General features: G+C 71.5%; 15 protein-coding genes. 9 read left to right on the forward strand and 6 right to left on the reverse strand.

Annotated elements, in window-relative coordinates:
- The first annotated feature begins 229 nt into the window (after window positions 1–229).
- Both serS and IE321_RS01530 read left to right on the forward strand, forming a co-directional pair.
- Entirely contained in the window at window positions 230–1,519 is a 1,290-nt protein-coding gene (gene serS, locus IE321_RS01525) for a serine--tRNA ligase (RefSeq protein ID WP_043222570.1), read from the forward strand.
- Window positions 1,516–2,322: an HAD family hydrolase gene (locus IE321_RS01530; RefSeq protein ID WP_043222571.1), complete on the forward strand. Its 807-nt coding sequence runs from the start codon at window positions 1,516–1,518 to the stop codon at window positions 2,320–2,322. The genes serS and IE321_RS01530 overlap by 4 nt, the downstream gene beginning before the upstream one ends.
- A gap of 147 nt (window positions 2,323–2,469) precedes the next feature.
- Here IE321_RS01530 and IE321_RS01535 read toward each other — a convergent pair whose 3' ends face one another.
- On the reverse strand, window positions 2,470–3,099 hold the full coding sequence (locus IE321_RS01535; protein WP_226652188.1) for a rhomboid-like protein: 630 nt from the start codon (window positions 3,097–3,099) through the stop codon (window positions 2,470–2,472).
- Window positions 3,100–3,207: 108 nt separating this feature from the next.
- Window positions 3,208–4,611 carry a dihydrolipoyl dehydrogenase gene (lpdA, locus tag IE321_RS01540; RefSeq protein ID WP_043222574.1) on the reverse strand — a complete coding sequence of 468 codons (1,404 nt, stop codon included), beginning with the start codon at window positions 4,609–4,611 and terminating at the stop codon, window positions 3,208–3,210.
- Between the two features lie 159 nt (window positions 4,612–4,770).
- Here lpdA and IE321_RS01545 point away from each other — a divergent pair, with 159 nt between their 5' ends.
- Both IE321_RS01545 and IE321_RS01550 read left to right on the forward strand, forming a co-directional pair.
- On the forward strand, window positions 4,771–5,487 hold the full coding sequence (locus IE321_RS01545) for a FadR/GntR family transcriptional regulator (protein WP_190221439.1): 717 nt from the start codon (window positions 4,771–4,773) through the stop codon (window positions 5,485–5,487).
- Window positions 5,484–6,755 (forward strand): CynX/NimT family MFS transporter, encoded by a 1,272-nt coding sequence (locus IE321_RS01550; protein WP_226652187.1) that lies wholly within the window; start codon window positions 5,484–5,486, stop codon window positions 6,753–6,755. Before IE321_RS01545 ends, IE321_RS01550 begins: the two co-directional genes overlap by 4 nt.
- 20 nt (window positions 6,756–6,775) lie before the next feature.
- On the opposite strand, the gene IE321_RS01555 is transcribed toward IE321_RS01550, so the two are convergent.
- Genes IE321_RS01555 through IE321_RS01570 form a run of 4 tightly spaced genes read right to left on the reverse strand, consistent with a single transcriptional unit; the run spans window position 6,776 to window position 10,337 of the window.
- A complete protein-coding gene (locus tag IE321_RS01555; RefSeq protein WP_043222580.1) occupies window positions 6,776–7,495 on the reverse strand; it encodes an ABC transporter permease subunit in 720 nt (239 codons plus the stop codon).
- Between the two features lie 16 nt (window positions 7,496–7,511).
- Window positions 7,512–8,423 (reverse strand): ABC transporter ATP-binding protein, encoded by a 912-nt coding sequence (locus tag IE321_RS01560; RefSeq protein WP_043222582.1) that lies wholly within the window; start codon window positions 8,421–8,423, stop codon window positions 7,512–7,514.
- Window positions 8,424–8,472: 49 nt separating this feature from the next.
- Window positions 8,473–9,375 (reverse strand): ABC transporter permease, encoded by a 903-nt coding sequence (locus IE321_RS01565; protein ID WP_043222585.1) that lies wholly within the window; start codon window positions 9,373–9,375, stop codon window positions 8,473–8,475.
- Window positions 9,372–10,337: an ABC transporter ATP-binding protein gene (locus IE321_RS01570; RefSeq protein ID WP_190221508.1), complete on the reverse strand. Its 966-nt coding sequence runs from the start codon at window positions 10,335–10,337 to the stop codon at window positions 9,372–9,374. The genes IE321_RS01565 and IE321_RS01570 overlap by 4 nt, the downstream gene beginning before the upstream one ends.
- Window positions 10,338–10,587: 250 nt before the next feature.
- Between IE321_RS01570 and IE321_RS01575 the strand changes: the two genes are divergently transcribed.
- The 5 genes from IE321_RS01575 to IE321_RS01595 all read left to right on the forward strand — a co-directional run bounded on the left by IE321_RS01575 (window position 10,588) and on the right by IE321_RS01595 (window position 15,431).
- Window positions 10,588–11,433 (forward strand): M24 family metallopeptidase, encoded by an 846-nt coding sequence (locus IE321_RS01575; protein ID WP_190221440.1) that lies wholly within the window; start codon window positions 10,588–10,590, stop codon window positions 11,431–11,433.
- A complete protein-coding gene (locus IE321_RS01580) occupies window positions 11,433–13,232 on the forward strand; it encodes an SDR family oxidoreductase (RefSeq protein ID WP_190221441.1) in 1,800 nt (599 codons plus the stop codon). The genes IE321_RS01575 and IE321_RS01580 overlap by 1 nt, the downstream gene beginning before the upstream one ends.
- A 105-nt stretch (window positions 13,233–13,337) precedes the next feature.
- The gene (locus IE321_RS01585; protein ID WP_190221442.1) at window positions 13,338–14,279 is read left to right on the forward strand and encodes a MerR family transcriptional regulator; all 942 of its coding nucleotides are present in this window, start codon (window positions 13,338–13,340) and stop codon (window positions 14,277–14,279) included.
- Window positions 14,280–14,374: 95 nt separating this feature from the next.
- On the forward strand, window positions 14,375–14,917 hold the full coding sequence (locus IE321_RS01590) for an RNA 2'-phosphotransferase (protein ID WP_190221443.1): 543 nt from the start codon (window positions 14,375–14,377) through the stop codon (window positions 14,915–14,917).
- Between the two features lie 61 nt (window positions 14,918–14,978).
- Window positions 14,979–15,431 (forward strand): hypothetical protein, encoded by a 453-nt coding sequence (locus tag IE321_RS01595; protein WP_190221444.1) that lies wholly within the window; start codon window positions 14,979–14,981, stop codon window positions 15,429–15,431.
- Window positions 15,432–15,449: the final 18 nt, after the last annotated feature.

The raw sequence follows: 15,449 nt of genomic DNA on the forward strand, positions 1-15,449 counted from the left end.
CCCTCACCCTCCGGAGCGAGCGATTCCCCTCGAAATGAGTGCGTGAATCGGGTTTGATCACGCAATTCGGAGGTGGCGGACCCTGAATCCACAGAACTTCCTCACACCCTGTGGATAACTCGATTCCCCGGAATTTCCAGGACCGCAACAAGAACCCCAATTCGGGCATACCAACACGCGCCCGCATATCCGGTGGGGTCGCGCGAGCGCACACCGGTAGCCTGGTGGGGTGATTGACCTTCGCCTGCTCCGTGAGGACCCCGACCGTGTTCGCGCCTCCCAGCGCGCCCGTGGAGAGGACGTCGGCCTCGTCGACGCCCTGCTCTCCGCCGATGAGCGGCGCAGGTCGTCCGGCGTCCGCTTCGACGAGCTCCGCTCCGAGCAGAAGTCGCTCGGAAAGCTGATCCCCAAGGCCACCCCGGACGAGCGCGCCGAGCTCCTCCAGCGGGCCGATCAGCTCAAGACCGACGTCAAGGCCGCCGAGGCCGAGCAGAACGACGCCGACGAGTCGGCCCGCGCGCTCCTCCTCCGGCTCGGCAACATCGTCCACACGGACGTGCCGGTCGGCGGCGAGGAGGACTTCGTCGTCCTGGAGACGCACGGCACCATCCGCGACTTCGCCGCCGAGGGCTTCGAGCCCAAGGACCACCTGGAGCTGGGCGAGACGCTCGGCGCCATCGACGTCGAGCGGGGCGCCAAGGTCTCCGGCTCGCGCTTCTACTACCTGACCGGCGTCGGCGCCCTCCTGGAGCTCGCGCTGGTCAACGCGGCCATCGCGCAGGCCACCGAGGCCGGCTTCATCCCGATGCTCACCCCCGCGCTGGTCCGCCCGCGCGCCATGGAGGGCACCGGCTTCCTCGGCCAGGCCGCGGAGAACGTGTACCACCTGGAGAAGGACGACTACTACCTGGTCGGCACCTCCGAGGTCCCGCTCGCCGCGTACCACATGGACGAGATCATCGACGCCGACAAGCTGCCGCTGCGGTACGCGGGCTTCTCGCCCTGCTTCCGCCGCGAGGCCGGCACGTACGGCAAGGACACCCGCGGCATCTTCCGCGTCCACCAGTTCGACAAGGTCGAGATGTTCTCCTACGTCGCGCCCGAGGACGCGGAGAACGAGCACAAGCGGCTCCTGGAGTGGGAGAAGCAGTGGCTCACCTCCCTGGAGCTGCCCTTCCAGGTGATCGACGTCGCCACCGGCGACCTCGGCGCCTCCGCCTCCCGCAAGTTCGACTGCGAGGCGTGGATCCCGACCCAGGGCAAGTACCGCGAGCTGACCTCGGCGTCCAACTGCGACAGCTTCCAGGCCCGCCGCCTCTCGGTCCGCATGCGCGAGGAGCAGGGCGGCAAGAAGACCGTCCAGCCGCTCGCCACGCTGAACGGCACGCTGTGCGCCGTCCCGCGCACCATCGTCGCCCTCCTGGAGAACCACCAGCTCGCCGACGGCTCGGTGCGCGTCCCGGAGGTCCTCCGGCCGTACCTGGGCGGGCGCGAGGTCCTGGAGCCGATCGCCAAGTGAGCGCCTTCCCCTACCGTCTGGTCGCGACGGACCTCGACGGCACGCTGCTGCGGGCCGACGAGTCCGTCTCGGACCGTACCCGGGAGGCACTCGCCGCGGTGACGGCGGCGGGCGCCGCGCACATCGTCGTCACCGGACGGGCGGTGCCCTGGACCCGGCACATCCTCGACGACCTCGGCTACGAGGGGATCGCGGTGTGCGGCCAGGGCGCGCAGGTCTACCACGCCGGTGAGCACCGGCTGCTGACCTCCCTCACCCTGGACCGGCAGCTCGCCGGGCTCGCCCTCTCCAAGATCGAGGCGGAGGCCGGCCCGCTGGCGATCGCCGCGAGCCGGGACGGCCTGGAGGGCGAGGTCCTGATCGGACCCGGCTACCAGGCGCAGGAGGGCCCGCTGCCGTACGTGCCCTACGAGGACCCGGCCGAGGTGTGGGCGGCGCCCCTCACCAAGCTCTACATCCAGCACCCGACGATGTCCGACGACGAGCTGACCGCCGTCGCGCGCGCCACCGTCGGCGGCCTGGTCGACGTGGTCATGGCCGGTCCGGGGATCGTGGAGATCCTGCCGCTCGGCCTGAGCAAGGCCACCGGCCTCTCCCTGGCGGCGCGCCGGCTCGGCGCGAAGGCGGCGGACACCATCGCCTTCGGCGACATGCCCAACGACATCCCGATGTTCGGCTGGGCCGCGCGCGGGGTCGCGATGGGCAACGCGCACGAGGAGCTGCGGGCGATCGCGGACGAGGTGACGGCCTCCAACGAGGAGGACGGCATCGCGGTCGTCCTGGAGCGCCTGCTGGCCTCCTAGGACCACCGCCGAGGACCTACGGAGAAGGGCCCGCCTCCCTGGGGAGGCGGGCCCTTCCTCGTACGAGAAAGGGGCGGCCCGCGCGGACCGGAGTCCACGCGCTCGAAGCGGCCGCCCCTCGGGAGATCCCCCGTGTCCCCCGCACAACTAGTGTGCTCCGGACCTCCGTTCGGGGGCGAACGGTTTTCCGTCCGGCCCTGCGCCGTCCGGGTGGCGGGTGAGCGGGTAGCAGGCGAGGCCGACGGCGAGCGAGAGCGCGTGGCCGAGGTCGGTGTACGTGCGGTCGGCGAGCAGCGGCGCGAGGAAGAAGGCGACGGCTCCCGCGAGGTACAGCCACCGCAGGACGCCGTGCAGCCGGTAGGTGAGGATGCCGACGGAGGCGGCGAGGCCGTAGCTCACGCCGATGTCGACCACGTGGGCCATGCTGCGCGGCACGTCGTGGTGGGTGATCGCGAAGAGGACCACCTGCTGGCTGACGAGGGTGGCCACGACGTGCGCGGTGGCGACGGTGAAGAGCCACCTCGGCGTGCCGAGCCAGCGTTCCACGGGCGCGTGGAAGAGCTCGAAGAGGACCGCGTAGAAGAGCAGGGCGCCGGGGTCCTGGATCCAGAACGCGCTGGCGAGGAGGGCACGGACCGGGTGGTGGGCCAGCTGGTGGAGGTTGCTGCTGTTGCGGTGCAGCAGATAGGTGTCGAAGCCGTCGGGCGAGAGCGCGAGGACGAGGCTGGTGACCGCGATGACCGCGAGCCAGAGATGCGTACCGGGTGACGAACGCACCCACGACCTGATCGGTCGGGACGGTTCGCCACCCGGGGAGGTTTCGCTCGGCACCTCTCAGTGCCTATCACCCGGGACCGTGCTCCGCCGCCGGGACGGAGCCGGGCCTCAGAAGTTGATCATGTGGCCGGCGATGCCGTGGATCGCTTCCTTGACGGCCTCGCCCAGGGTCGGGTGGGCGTGCACGTTCCGCGCGACCTCGTGGACGGTGAGGTCCCACTGCTGGGCCAGGGTCAGCTCGGGCAGCAGCTCGGTGACGTCCGGGCCGATCAGGTGGGCGCCGATGATCTCGCCGTACTTCGCGTCGGCGACGATCTTGACGAAACCGGTGGAGTCGCCGAGGCCGTGGGCCTTGCCGTTCGCCATGAAGGGGAACTTGGCGACCTTGACGTCGTAGCCCTTCTCGCGGGCCTGCGCCTCGGTGTAGCCGAAGCTGGCGATCTGCGGCTGGCAGTAGGTGGCGCGCGGGATCATGGCGTAGTCGAGCTCCATGGTCTCGGCGTCCGCGAGGGTCTCGGCGGCGATGACGCCCATGGCCTCGGCGGTGTGCGCGAGCATCAGCTTCGCGGTGACGTCACCGATGGCGAAGATGTTCGGCACCGAGGTGCGGCAGCGGCCGTCGACGTCGATCGCGCCGCGCTCGGTGAGGGCGACACCGGTGTTCTCCAGGCCGTAGCCGGAGACGTTCGGGGCGAAGCCGATGGCCTGGAGGACCTTGTCGGCCTCCAGGACCTTGCTGGCGCCGTCCTTGCCGGTGACGGTGACGCGGACCTGCGGGCCGGTCTCGTCGATGGCCTCGACGCGGGTCGAGGTGAGGACGTCGATGCCGAGCTTGCGGTACTGCTTCGCCAGCTCCTTCGACACCTCCTCGTCCTCCAGCGGGGCCATCCGGTCGAGGAACTCGACGATGGTGACCTTGGTGCCGTAGTTGTTCAGCACGTACGCGAACTCGATGCCGATCGCGCCGGCGCCGGCGATGACGATCGACTTCGGGGCGTCCTCGGCGAGGATCTGCTGCTCGTAGGAGACGACCCGGTCGCTGAGGGCGGTGCCGGGCAGCAGGCGCGGGGTGGCACCGGTGGCGATGATGCAGTTGTCGAAGGTGATCGTCTGCGTGGTGCCGTCGGCCTTCGCCACCTGGAGGGTGTTCGCGTCGAGGAAGGTGCCCCGGCCGTCGAACTCTGTGATGCCGTTCTTCTTCATCAGGAAGTGGACGCCCTTGACGCGGCCGTCCGCGACCGTGCGGCTGCGGCGGTAGGCGTCGCCGTAGTCGAAGGTCACCGTGCCGTCGACCTTGATGCCGAAGGTCTTGGCCTCGTGGTGGAAGATGTGCGCCAGTTCGGCGTTGCGGAGCAGCGCCTTGGTGGGGATGCAGCCGACGTTCAGGCAGACACCGCCCCAGTACTTCTCCTCGACGACCGCGACCCGCTTGCCCAGCTGGGCGGCGCGGATGGCGGCGACGTAGCCGCCGGGGCCAGCTCCGAGTACGACGACGTCGAAGCGGTCTGACATGACTGACTCCCGAGGGTGATGAGGGTGTTCGGTGCACGTACGAGCCCACAGTAGTCCGGACGGAGGGCGGTGCCTCGGTGACCGTGAGCACTCCTGTGGATTACTTGTAGGATGACTGGGCAACCGGGTGAATCGGTCGGGTACGGAGGTACGGAGCGGATGGCGGCACTGAGAGCGGCGGGGCGGACCTCGCTGGTGGACTCCGCGGTGGAACAGCTGCGGGAGCAGCTCGCCGGGGGCGAGTGGTCCGTCGGCGACCGCATCCCGACCGAGCACGAACTCGCGCAGCAGCTCGGTGTCGGCCGCAACACCGTCCGCGAGGCGATCCGGGTCCTCGTCCACTCCGGGCTCCTGGAGTCCCGGCAGGGCAACGGCACCTTCGTCCGCTCCACCGCCGACCCGGCCGCCGTCCTGCGCGGGGTCCGGCACGCGGGCGCCCGCGACGTCCTGGAGGTGCGGACCGCCCTGGAGGCGGAGGCGGCCCGGCTCGCCGCCGAGCGCCGGGACACCCACGACCTGCTGCGGCTGCGGGCCGCCCTGACCACCCTGCGCGAGGAGGGCGACCGGGACGCCGACGCGGACCTGGCCTTCCACCTCGCCGTGGTCGGCGCCACCCACAACGCCGCCTTCATCGAGGTCTACCGCTTCTTCTCCACCCAGGTGCACGAGGTCCTGGTCGAGGCGCTCGGCGACCGCGCGATGCCGCCGGTCGACATCGACGCCCACGAGGCCCTGGTCGCCGCCGTCGAGGCGGGCGACGCGGACGCCGCCGAACGCCAGGCCCGCGAGCTGTTGCGGATACCGGCGGAGACGGTGGCGGCGCTGCTGGACCGGGAGTCCGGCACGTCCGCCCCGGACGGCGGGGCACGGTCGTGAGGGGCACGGAGACGGGCCCCGCGCGCGTGCTGGTCGACGCCGAGGCCGACGTACGTCCCTCGGCGGCGGGGGCGGCCGCGCGGCGGGCGCTGCTCGCCCATCCGGTGCTGCTGCTCGTCGGCATCGTGCTCGCCTCGCTCAACATGCGGGTCGCGCTGGCGAGCGTGGCCCCGCTGGTCGGCGAGATCGCCGAGAGCTTCGGCCTCTCCTCGACCGCCGGCTCCCTCATCACCTCGATCCCGGTGCTCTTCCTGGGCCTCGGCGCGCTGGTCGCGCCCTGGCTGGGCCGCCGCTTCGGCGCCGAGCGGACGGTCCTCGCCGCGCTGCTGCTGCTCGCGGGCGGCATCCTGGTACGCCTGCTGCCGTCGGTCCTGGCCGTGTACGGCGGCGGGGTGCTCGTGGGCACCGCGATCGCCCTGCTCAACGTGCTGATGCCGGGTCTGATCAAGCGGGACTTCCCGGACCGGGCCGCCACCATGACCTCGGTCTACACGGGAGCCATGGTCGCCGGTGCCACGCTCGCCGCGGCGGCGGCCGTCCCCCTGGAGGACGCGCTCGGCGGCGGCTGGCAGGGTTCGCTCGGCTTCTGGTCGCTGCTCGCCGTCGTGGCGGCGGTGGGCTGGCTGCCGCAGGTGCTGATCGCCCGGGGTCGTACCGGCCACGAGGTGCGGGCCGTCCCGGCCGCCGGCGCCGCGCCCACGCGCGTGTGGCGCTCGGCGCTCGCCTGGCAGGTGACCCTCTTCATGGGCCTGCAGTCGCTGTGGTCGTACGTGCTGATCGCCTGGATGCCGACGATCTTCACCGACCACGGGATGAGCCGCTCCGAGGCCGGGGTGGTCTTCGCCTTCAACAACCTGATCCAGATCGCCGGGGCCTTCGTGGTGCCGCTGCTCGCGGGCCGCAGGCGCAGCCAGCGCCCGCTGGTGGTGCTGGTGACGGCGATGGTCGCGGCCGGTTACGCCGGGCTGCTCGTCGCCCCGGCCGAGGGCGCCTGGCTCTGGTCCGCGGTCCTCGGCGTCGGCCAGGGCGGGGCCCTGGGGCTCGCCCTGACCCTGATCGTGCTGCGGACCGAGGACGCCCCGACGGCCGCCCGGCTCTCCGGGATGGCGCAGACGGTCGGTTATCTGATGGCCGCCGCGGGACCGCTCGCGGCCGGTGCCCTGCACCAGGCGACCGGCTCCTGGACGCTGCCGATCGCGCTGGTGCTCGGGGTCTGCGCGGCGGCCGCGGGCGTCGGACTGCTCGCCGCCCGCGACCGTACCGTCTGACCTCCCGTCCGGAGGAGCGGCTACTCCTCGCCGGCCAGCGTCAGCGTGCGCAGCTTGTGGCCGGCGAACCAGGTGGCGCCGAGGGTGACGACGACCAGGAGGACCGTCGCCGTCGGCAGGGCCACGTCCGAGCTGATCAGCCCCTCGCCGGTGACCTTCTCGGCGAGGGCGAGGGCCCACTGCTGGACGCTGAGGGTGCGGGCGCCGGCGATCAGGGAGCCGAAGAGCGCCTCCCAGACCAGGGCGTAGACGAGGCCGATCACCACGGCGTGCCGGCTGATCGTGCCCAGCAGCAGGAAGAGCGCGCTGTAGGCGATGGAGGCCACCAGCGCGGCCACCGTGTAGGCGACGGCGACCTGCTGCCCGTTGCCGTTCAGGATGAAGCCGGCGATCAGCGTGGGCACGGCCGAGAAGGCCATGGTCACGGCGATGGCCACGATCAGCTTGGTGATGATGATCGTCGGCCGCTTCACCGGCTTGGAGAGCAGGTAGACGATGGAGCCGTCGTCGATCTCCGGGCCGATCGCGCCCGTGCCGGCGATGACGCCGATCAGCGGGACCATCGTGGCCAGCGCGAAGCCGCCGAGGAGGTCGGCCGCGACCTGGTCGTCCGCGCCGTTGATGGCCCGGACGGCCGCGGCGATGATCAGGAGCAGGCCCGGCAGGAGGAAGAGGATCGCCGCCCGGCGGCGGCCGAGGAGGGCCCGGTAGGTGAGCCGGGCGACCGTGGGGTCGTACATCGGGGTCGTGCTCCTTTCAGGCCGCGACGAGATACGAGAAGACGGATTCGAGGGACTCGTCGGAGGGCGAGACCGTCAGCAGCCGGATGCCCCGCTCCCGCGCGACCTTCGGCAGCAGCTCGGTGAACCGTCCGAAGTCGACGGCCTGGATCCGCAGTCCGCCGTCGACCGCGTCGACCTCGATGCCGGCCGTCGACGGGTCGGCGATCAGGGCGGCGGCGAGCTCCCGGTCGTCGCTGGAGCGGACCAGGTAGCGGTGCGGCCGGTCGGTCATCAGACGGCGGATCCGGCGGAAGTCGCCGGAGGCGGCGTGCCGGCCCGCGACGATCACCTCGATGTGGGAGGCGAGCTGCTCGACCTCCTCCAGGATGTGCGAGGAGAACAGCACCGTGCGGCCCTCGGCGCCCATCCGGCGCAGCAGCTCCATGAGCTGCATCCGCTGGCGCGGGTCCATGCCGTTGAACGGCTCGTCCAGCAGCAGCACGGACGGCTCGTGGACGAGGGCCGAGGCCATCTTCACGCGCTGCCGCATGCCCTTGCTGTACGTGGCGATCTTCCGGTCCTGCGCGTACTCCATCTCCACGGTGGCCAGCGCCCGCTGGGCCTCCGCGGCACCGAGGCCCTGGAGCTCGGCGTTGGCCACCACGAACTCGCGGCCGGTGAGGAAGTCGTACATCGCCTCCCGCTCGGGGACGACGCCGATGGAGCGGTAGACCGACTCGTTGCGCCAGACCGGCTCGCCGTCGAGGGTCACCTTGCCCGTGGAGGGGTCGAGGAAGCCGCCCATCATGTTGATGAGGGTGGACTTCCCGGCGCCGTTGGGGCCGAGCAGACCGGTCACGCCGGGCCCGATCGACATGGTGATGTCGTTGACCGCGACGACGTTCCCGAACCAGCGCGAGACGTGGTCGATGTGGAGAGTGCTCATGGGCGCGGCCCATTCCTTAGAGGGGTGGTGGCGGTCGACGGGAGGGCACTCACAGTCCGACCTTCCGGTAGCGGGCCATCAGGATGCCGTAGCAGGCGGCGATGAGGCCGAGGATCACCACGAGGTAGACCACGCCGGCCCCGGCCCCTACCGGCACCTCGCCGGGGAAGGACGCGGGCGCGCCGAGGAAGGCGTTCTGCAGGCCGATGACGAGGGTGAGGGGGGAGAAGAGGCCGAGCCACGGGACGGCGCCGGTGTTCTCGGTGGCGTAGGAGATGCCCTGGAGGGTGGAGACCGCCCCGTAGGTGATGGTGAGGACGGCGATCACGGCGGCGACGCCGAAGCCGCGGCGCGGGGTGAGCGCGGCCATGACCAGGCCGACACCGCTGAAGAGCACCGAGAGGACCGCGACGGAGACGAGCCCCTGGCCGAACAGCTTGGCCTGCTCGACGAAGTCCATCTTGGCCAGCATCGAGCCGATCCACAGGATCAGCAGCGGGGACGCGGTGAGGATGAAGAGGGCCGAGGCCATGGCCCCGTACTTGGCCAGCACGTAGTCGACCCGCTCGATGGGGCGGGAGAAGTACAGCGGGACCGTCCGGAACCTCAGGTCGCGGGAGACCGACTGGGGGGCCTGGGAGGCCAGGTAGACGGCGATGACGAGCTGGAGGAGGACCGCGTACTGGGTGTACTCGACGAAGAGCTCGTCGGCCTTGGTGTACACCGAGATGGCGACGATGATCAGCGCCGGGGCGCACATGACCCCGAAGAGCAGCATCGGGAGCACCTTCGACTTGGCGCTGCGGCCCAGGCCGTACGCCCCCCGCAGGGACTGCGAGAAGAGCGAGCGGCGGGCGTAGGAGCGGCCGAGTCGGGGGCCGTCGTAGGACCGGTATCCGATGTTGTGGATCCGGGTGGTGTCGGGGGCTGCCTCGGGGGCGGGGGTGCTCATCGGGCCTTGACCTCCTCGTGCTGCTCGGCGGCCTCGGGACGGAATACCTCGGCGATGTGGTGGCGGCGCTGCTCCATGCGGACCAGGCCGAGGCCGAGGTCGGCGACGGTGTCGCGCACCAGGTCGTACGTCTCCTCGCCGGGGGCCTCCAGGAGCAGGATGTGACCGGCGCCGGGCAGGCCCTCCTCCACGCCCGCGTGGAGGGTGACGCCGGCGGCGGCGAGGGCCGCGCGCAGGGCGGCGGTGCCGTCCGGGTGGTCGTCGGAGTCGGTGACCTCGACCGCGAGGGTCGTGGTGGTGCGGGTGAAGTCGCTGGTGGAGCTGGACCGCAGCAGCTTCCCGCCGTCGATGACGACGACGTGGTCGCAGGTCCGCTCCAGCTCGCCGAGGAGGTGGGAGGTGACGAGCACGGAGATGCCGAAGTCGGTCCAGACCCGGCGGATCAGGCCGAGCATCTCGTCCCGGCCGACCGGGTCGAGGCCGTTGGTCGGCTCGTCGAGCAGGACCAGCTTGGGGTCGTGGACCAGGGCCTGGGCCAGCTTCACCCGCTGCTTCATGCCGGTCGAGTAGCCGCCGATGGGGCGGTAGCGCTCCTCGTACAGACCGACGTGGCGCAGGGTGTCGGCCGTCCGCTCGCGGGCGGCGGTCGGCGGCAGGCCGGACATCCGCGCCATGTGGACGACGAACTCGGTGGCCGAGACGTCCGGCGGGAGGCAGTCGTGCTCGGGCATGTACCCGACGCGCTCGCGGATCTCGGGTCCGTGCGTCGAGACGTCGAGGCCCAGGACCTCGGCGCGGCCCTCCGTGGCGGGGGAGAGTCCGAGCAGGATCTTGATCATCGTGGACTTGCCGGCTCCGTTGGCACCCACCAGTCCGGTCACACCGGGCCCGATGTCCAGGGAGAGCCGGTCGAGAGCGGTCACCCGGGGGAACCGCTTGCTGAGGCTTTCGGTGGCGATCACAGTCACATTCCGAAGGTAGTGGCGCGCGCCACAGAGGTCGTCAGACCTACGGATCGAACCCTCTCCGACTTAGGGAGTACGAACCCTGAGGGAGGTCGCGACGAAAGTCGTCGGGGTCCCGGCCCCGGGGAGTTTTCCACAGGGGCTCGTGCACACCCCTTGACGTAGCCGCCGGGCATTGTCACATTCATCGGTGTCAAGTTACGGACGCGTAGGGCGACCGGACGCTCACACCGGACGGGCGGGTGGCATGACCTCAGCAGTGGCAAGCGAACTGACCGCGGACCTGCGGGGGTTCAGGGAAGTACAGCAGCTCTCCTACGCCTGCGCGGAAGCGGTCGCGGCCCAGCTCAGGCCGGGCGTGACCGAGCGCGAGGCGGCGCGGATGCAGCGCGAGTGGCTGTACGAGCGGGGGGTGAAGGACTGGTTCCACCGCCCGTTCGCCTGGTTCGGCGACCGCACCGCCTTCGTCGACTTCAAGATCCCGCTGCAGTTCTTCCCCACCGACCGGCGCCTGGAGGCGGGGATGCCCTTCATCCTCGACATGGCGCCCGTGTACAAGGGGTACACGGCCGACATCGGCTACAGCGGCTGCCTCGGGCTCAACCCGCTGCACGACAAGCTCCTCGCCGATCTGCGCGCGCACCGCGAGCTGATCCTCCGCGAGGTGCGCGAGCGCCGCAGCCTGCGCGAGATATACGAGGACGTGGACCGGCTCATGGTCCGCCAGGGGTACGCCAACCGGCACCGGGCCTATCCGTTCGGCGTGATCGCCCACAAGATCGACCGGGTGCGGGAGCGGCGGTTCGCCCCCACCCTGTTCGGCTTCGGCACCCAGTCCCTCAAGGGGCTGCTGAGCGACGCCGTGCACGGGCACCGGGACGGCTGGTCGCCGCTCTGGTCGCCGTACAAGTTCTCCGACCACCCGCCCACTCCGGGCCTCTGGGCGGTCGAGCCGCACCTCGGATTCCGGGGGACGGGCGCGAAGTTCGAGGAGATCCTGGTCGTCACCGACTCCCGGGACCCCGAGCAGAGCGCTTTCTGGCTGGACGACGACCTGCCGCACGTGCGGCGCTGGAACGAAGGAGCGGTCTGATGGCGGGCGCGGGACTGAAGGGCGCGCGGGAGCGCCGGGTCCGGACGGGCGGGATCGAGCTGTGCGTCGCCGAGCTCGGCGACGCCGACCGGCCGACGGTGCTGCTCGTGCACGGTTACCCGGACTCGAAGGAGGTCTGGTCGGAAGTCGCGGTGCGGCTCGCCGAGGAGTTCCACGTCGTGCTGTACGACATCCGGGGCCACGGGCGTTCGACGGCCCCGGCGCCGCTGCGGGGCGGCTTCACCCTGGAGAAGCTGACCGACGACTTCCTGGCCGTCGCCGACGCGGTCAGCCCGGACCGGCCGGTCCACCTCGTCGGGCACGACTGGGGCTCGGTGCAGTCGTGGGAGTTCGTCACGGTGCCGCGCACCGAGGGGCGGATCGCCTCCTTCACCTCGATGTCGGGTCCGTCGCTCGACCACTTCGGGCACTGGATCAAGAGCCGGATGACCCGGCCCACCCCGCGCCGGGTCGGGCAGCTCCTCGGCCAGGGCGCCAAGTCCTGGTACGTGTACATGCTGCACACCCCGGTGCTGCCGGAGCTGGCCTGGCGCGGCCCGCTCGGCAAGCGCTGGCCGAAGCTCCTGGAGAGGATGGAGAAGGTCCCGGCCGGCGACTACCCGACATCCTCGCTGCCCGGCGACGCGGCCACCGGCGCCTGGCTCTACCGGGACAACGTCCGGGCGCGCCTCTCCCGGCCCCGGCCCGACGCCTTCGCGCACGCGCCCGTACAGCTGATCACCCCGACCGGGGACGCCTTCCTCTCCGAGCGGCTCTACGACGACCTGGGCGCCTGGGTGCCGGAGCTGACCCGCCGCACCCTGCCGGCGAAGCACTGGGTGCCGCGCACCCGTCCCGACCAACTGGCCTCGTGGATCAGGGACTTCGTCCGCACCCACGAGGAGCCGGAGACCCGGGCGCTGCGGCCGGTGGCGGAGCCCGAGGCGAAGAGCGGGGTGCGGCCGGAGTACGCGGAGCGGTTCGGCGGCCAGCTGGTGCTGGTCACCGGAGCCGCCAGCGGCATCGGGCGGGCGACCGCCTTCGCCTTCGCGGAGGCCGGGGCCCGGGTCGTCGCCGTGGACCGGGACGCCGAGGGGGCGGCCCGGACGGCGGAGATGGCCCGGCTGATCGGCGCCCCCGAGGCGTGGGGCGAGGCGGTGGACGTCTCCGACGAGCAGGCGATGGAGAAGCTGGCCGCCAAAGTGGCCGACGAGTACGGGATCGTCGACGTCCTCGTCAACAACGCGGGCATCGGCCTCACCGGCTCCTTCTTCGAGACCACCAGCGAGGAGTGGAAGCGGGTCCTGGACGTCAACCTGTGGGGCGTGATCCACGGGTCCCGGATCTTCGGGGCGCAGATGGTGGCGCGCGGCCAGGGCGGCCACATCGTCAACACCGCCTCGGCCGCGGCCTTCCAGCCCTCGCGGGCGCTCCCGGCGTACAGCACCTCCAAGGCGGCGGTGCTGATGCTCAGCGAGTGCCTGCGGGCCGAACTGGCGGACCGGTCCATCGGGGTGAGCGCGATCTGCCCCGGCATCGTCAACACCAACATCACCGCGACCACCCGTTTCGTCGGGGTCACGGACGCGGCGGAGGAGAAGCGGCGGCAGCGGAAGGCCTCGCGGCTGTACGGGCTGCGCAACTACCCGCCGGAGAAGGTCGCGGACGCGATCCTGGGCGCGGTGCTGCACGACCGCGCGGTCGTGCCGGTCACTCCGGAGGCGCGGGGCGCCCACGCCCTCTCCCGGCTGGCCCCGGGCGCGTTGCGGGCCCTGGCCCGCTGGCAGCCGCCGGCGTAGCGGCCCGGCCGTCCGCCCGGGACCGGGGGGCCGGGCGGACGGCCGTACGATCCCTCGCAGCAGGAGCCCCTCGCGGGGTGGAGCGAGCGTCCGGTGGGAGCGGTTTTGTCCGAGCAGTCAGCAGTACGACCGGAGTACCGGATCGAGGATCTGGCCCATCACAGCGGGGCCACGGTCCGGACGATCCGCGCCTACCAGGACCGCGGTCTGCTGCCCCGCCCCGAGCGGCGGGGCAGGTCGAACGTGTACGGGGACAGCCATCTGGCCCGGCTGCGGCAGATCGCGGACCTGTTGGACCGGGGCTACACGCTGGCCTCGATCAAGGAGCTCCTCGACGCGTGGGACACCGGCCGGGGGCTCGGCGGGGTGCTCGGGCTGGTCGCGGAGGTCCAGGGGCCGTGGACGGACGAGGAGGCGGCCCGGATCACCCGCGCGGAGCTCGACGCCCGCTTCGGCGGCACCCCGGACGAGGACGCCGTCCGGGAGGCGGTCGAGCTGGGCGTCCTGGAGCGGATCCCGGGCCGGGACACCGAGGAGTACCTGGTTCCCAGCCCCCAGGAGCTGGCGGTGGCCGTGGAGTTGCACGCGGCGGGCGTGCCGCTGTCCGCGATCACCGGGCACCTGAGGGAACTTCGGGAGCAGGTCGAGCACATAGCGGTCCGTTTCCTGGAGTTCACCACCGAGCACGTCTTCTCCCGCTATCTGGAGCACCGGCCGCCGACCGACTCCGACGCGGCCGAGGCGGCGACGATGGTGCGGCGCCTCCGGCCGCTCGCGCAGCAGACCGTGGACGCCGAACTGGCCAGGGCCATGCAGATCCTGGCGACCCGTCACCTCCAGATCCACCTCTCCCCCGACCCGCTGCCCGCGCAGGGGGACGAGCCGCGCCCGGTGCAGGTCCCGGCCGACACGATCCGGGCCGTACAGGCGCTGGTGGGCCCGGAGGGCGTCGCGGCGTTCATGACGGCGGCGGCCGAACGCGAGGTCAATAAAAGGACATTGGACGCATTGGCGGTAAATGCCCGCAATTCTCCCACACTTCAATAAACCATTTGATTCTTCTGGGTAGTTGTCCACAGAATCACCAACTGGCCTGTGGATAACCCATGTTGGCTGTGGACCAAACCCGGAGGGGAAGAACGATGGACGAACGTCGCACGGTGAAGGTGTCGAAGTACCTGTCGAAGCATCTGCGGCACCAGCCCGAGCGGATCGGCCTGGTCCTGGACGCGCACGGCTGGACCGAGATCGACGCCCTGCTCGCCGCCGCGGCCTCCCACGGCTTCCCGATCAGCCGCGCCGAGCTGGACCACGTGATCGCCTCCAACGACAAGAAGCGGTTCGCCGTCGAAGGCACCCGGATCCGTGCCAGTCAGGGCCACACGATCGAGGTCGACCTGGACCTGCCGGCCGCCGAGCCGCCCGCGTACCTCTTCCACGGTACGGTCGCGGACCGGCTGTCCGCGATCCGGGCGGAGGGGCTGAGACCCATGGCCCGTCACGACGTGCACCTCTCCCCCGACCGCGAGACGGCCACCCGGGTCGGGGCCCGGCGCGGCCGGCCGGTGGTGCTGAGCGTGGACGCGGGCGCGATGCACCGGGCGGGCCACGTGTTCCGGGTCAGCGCCAACGGGGTCTGGCTGACCGGAGCCGTACCACCGGAGTTCATCCGCTTCCCCGGCTGAGGGGCGGCCTCGCGCAGGTCATCGCCCTGGAGGCCGTTCGCCGCTGGGGCATGATCGAGGCATGGCTCACCCGCATCTGCCCAGCACCCAGGCCGCCGTCGGCGCCGTCCGCGCGCTCGCCGAGGAGTTCCGCCTGGAGATCACGGTCACCGACGACATCGGCGCGGACCAGACCTCCCGCCGCACCTCCGCCGGGGCCTTCGGCGTGCTCGACGAGGACGGCTCGCTGCCGCACGAGGCCTTCATCGAGCTCGGCGGCTCCCCGTACCTCTCCGTGCAGCTCTACCCCGAGGACGACGCCCGGATCATGGTGGACGGCGTCGAGTTCGCCGACGTGCCGCGGGACGCCGTACCCGGCTTCGTGCGGGCGATCCACACCGGGCTGGCCCATGTGAAGGGACGGTTCTTCCCGCCCGGCCAGTGGCTGATCGTCCCGGTGCCCGGCGGCGAGACCTACAAGGAGCTGATCCCGATGATGACGCTCACCCCCTGGCTGAGCGGCCGGGTCCGCTGAACCGTCCTCCGCTCCGGC

Origin of the sequence: Streptomyces hydrogenans, assembly GCF_014656075.1 — a bacterium.
Classification (GTDB): Bacteria; Actinomycetota; Actinomycetes; order Streptomycetales; family Streptomycetaceae; genus Streptomyces; species Streptomyces hydrogenans.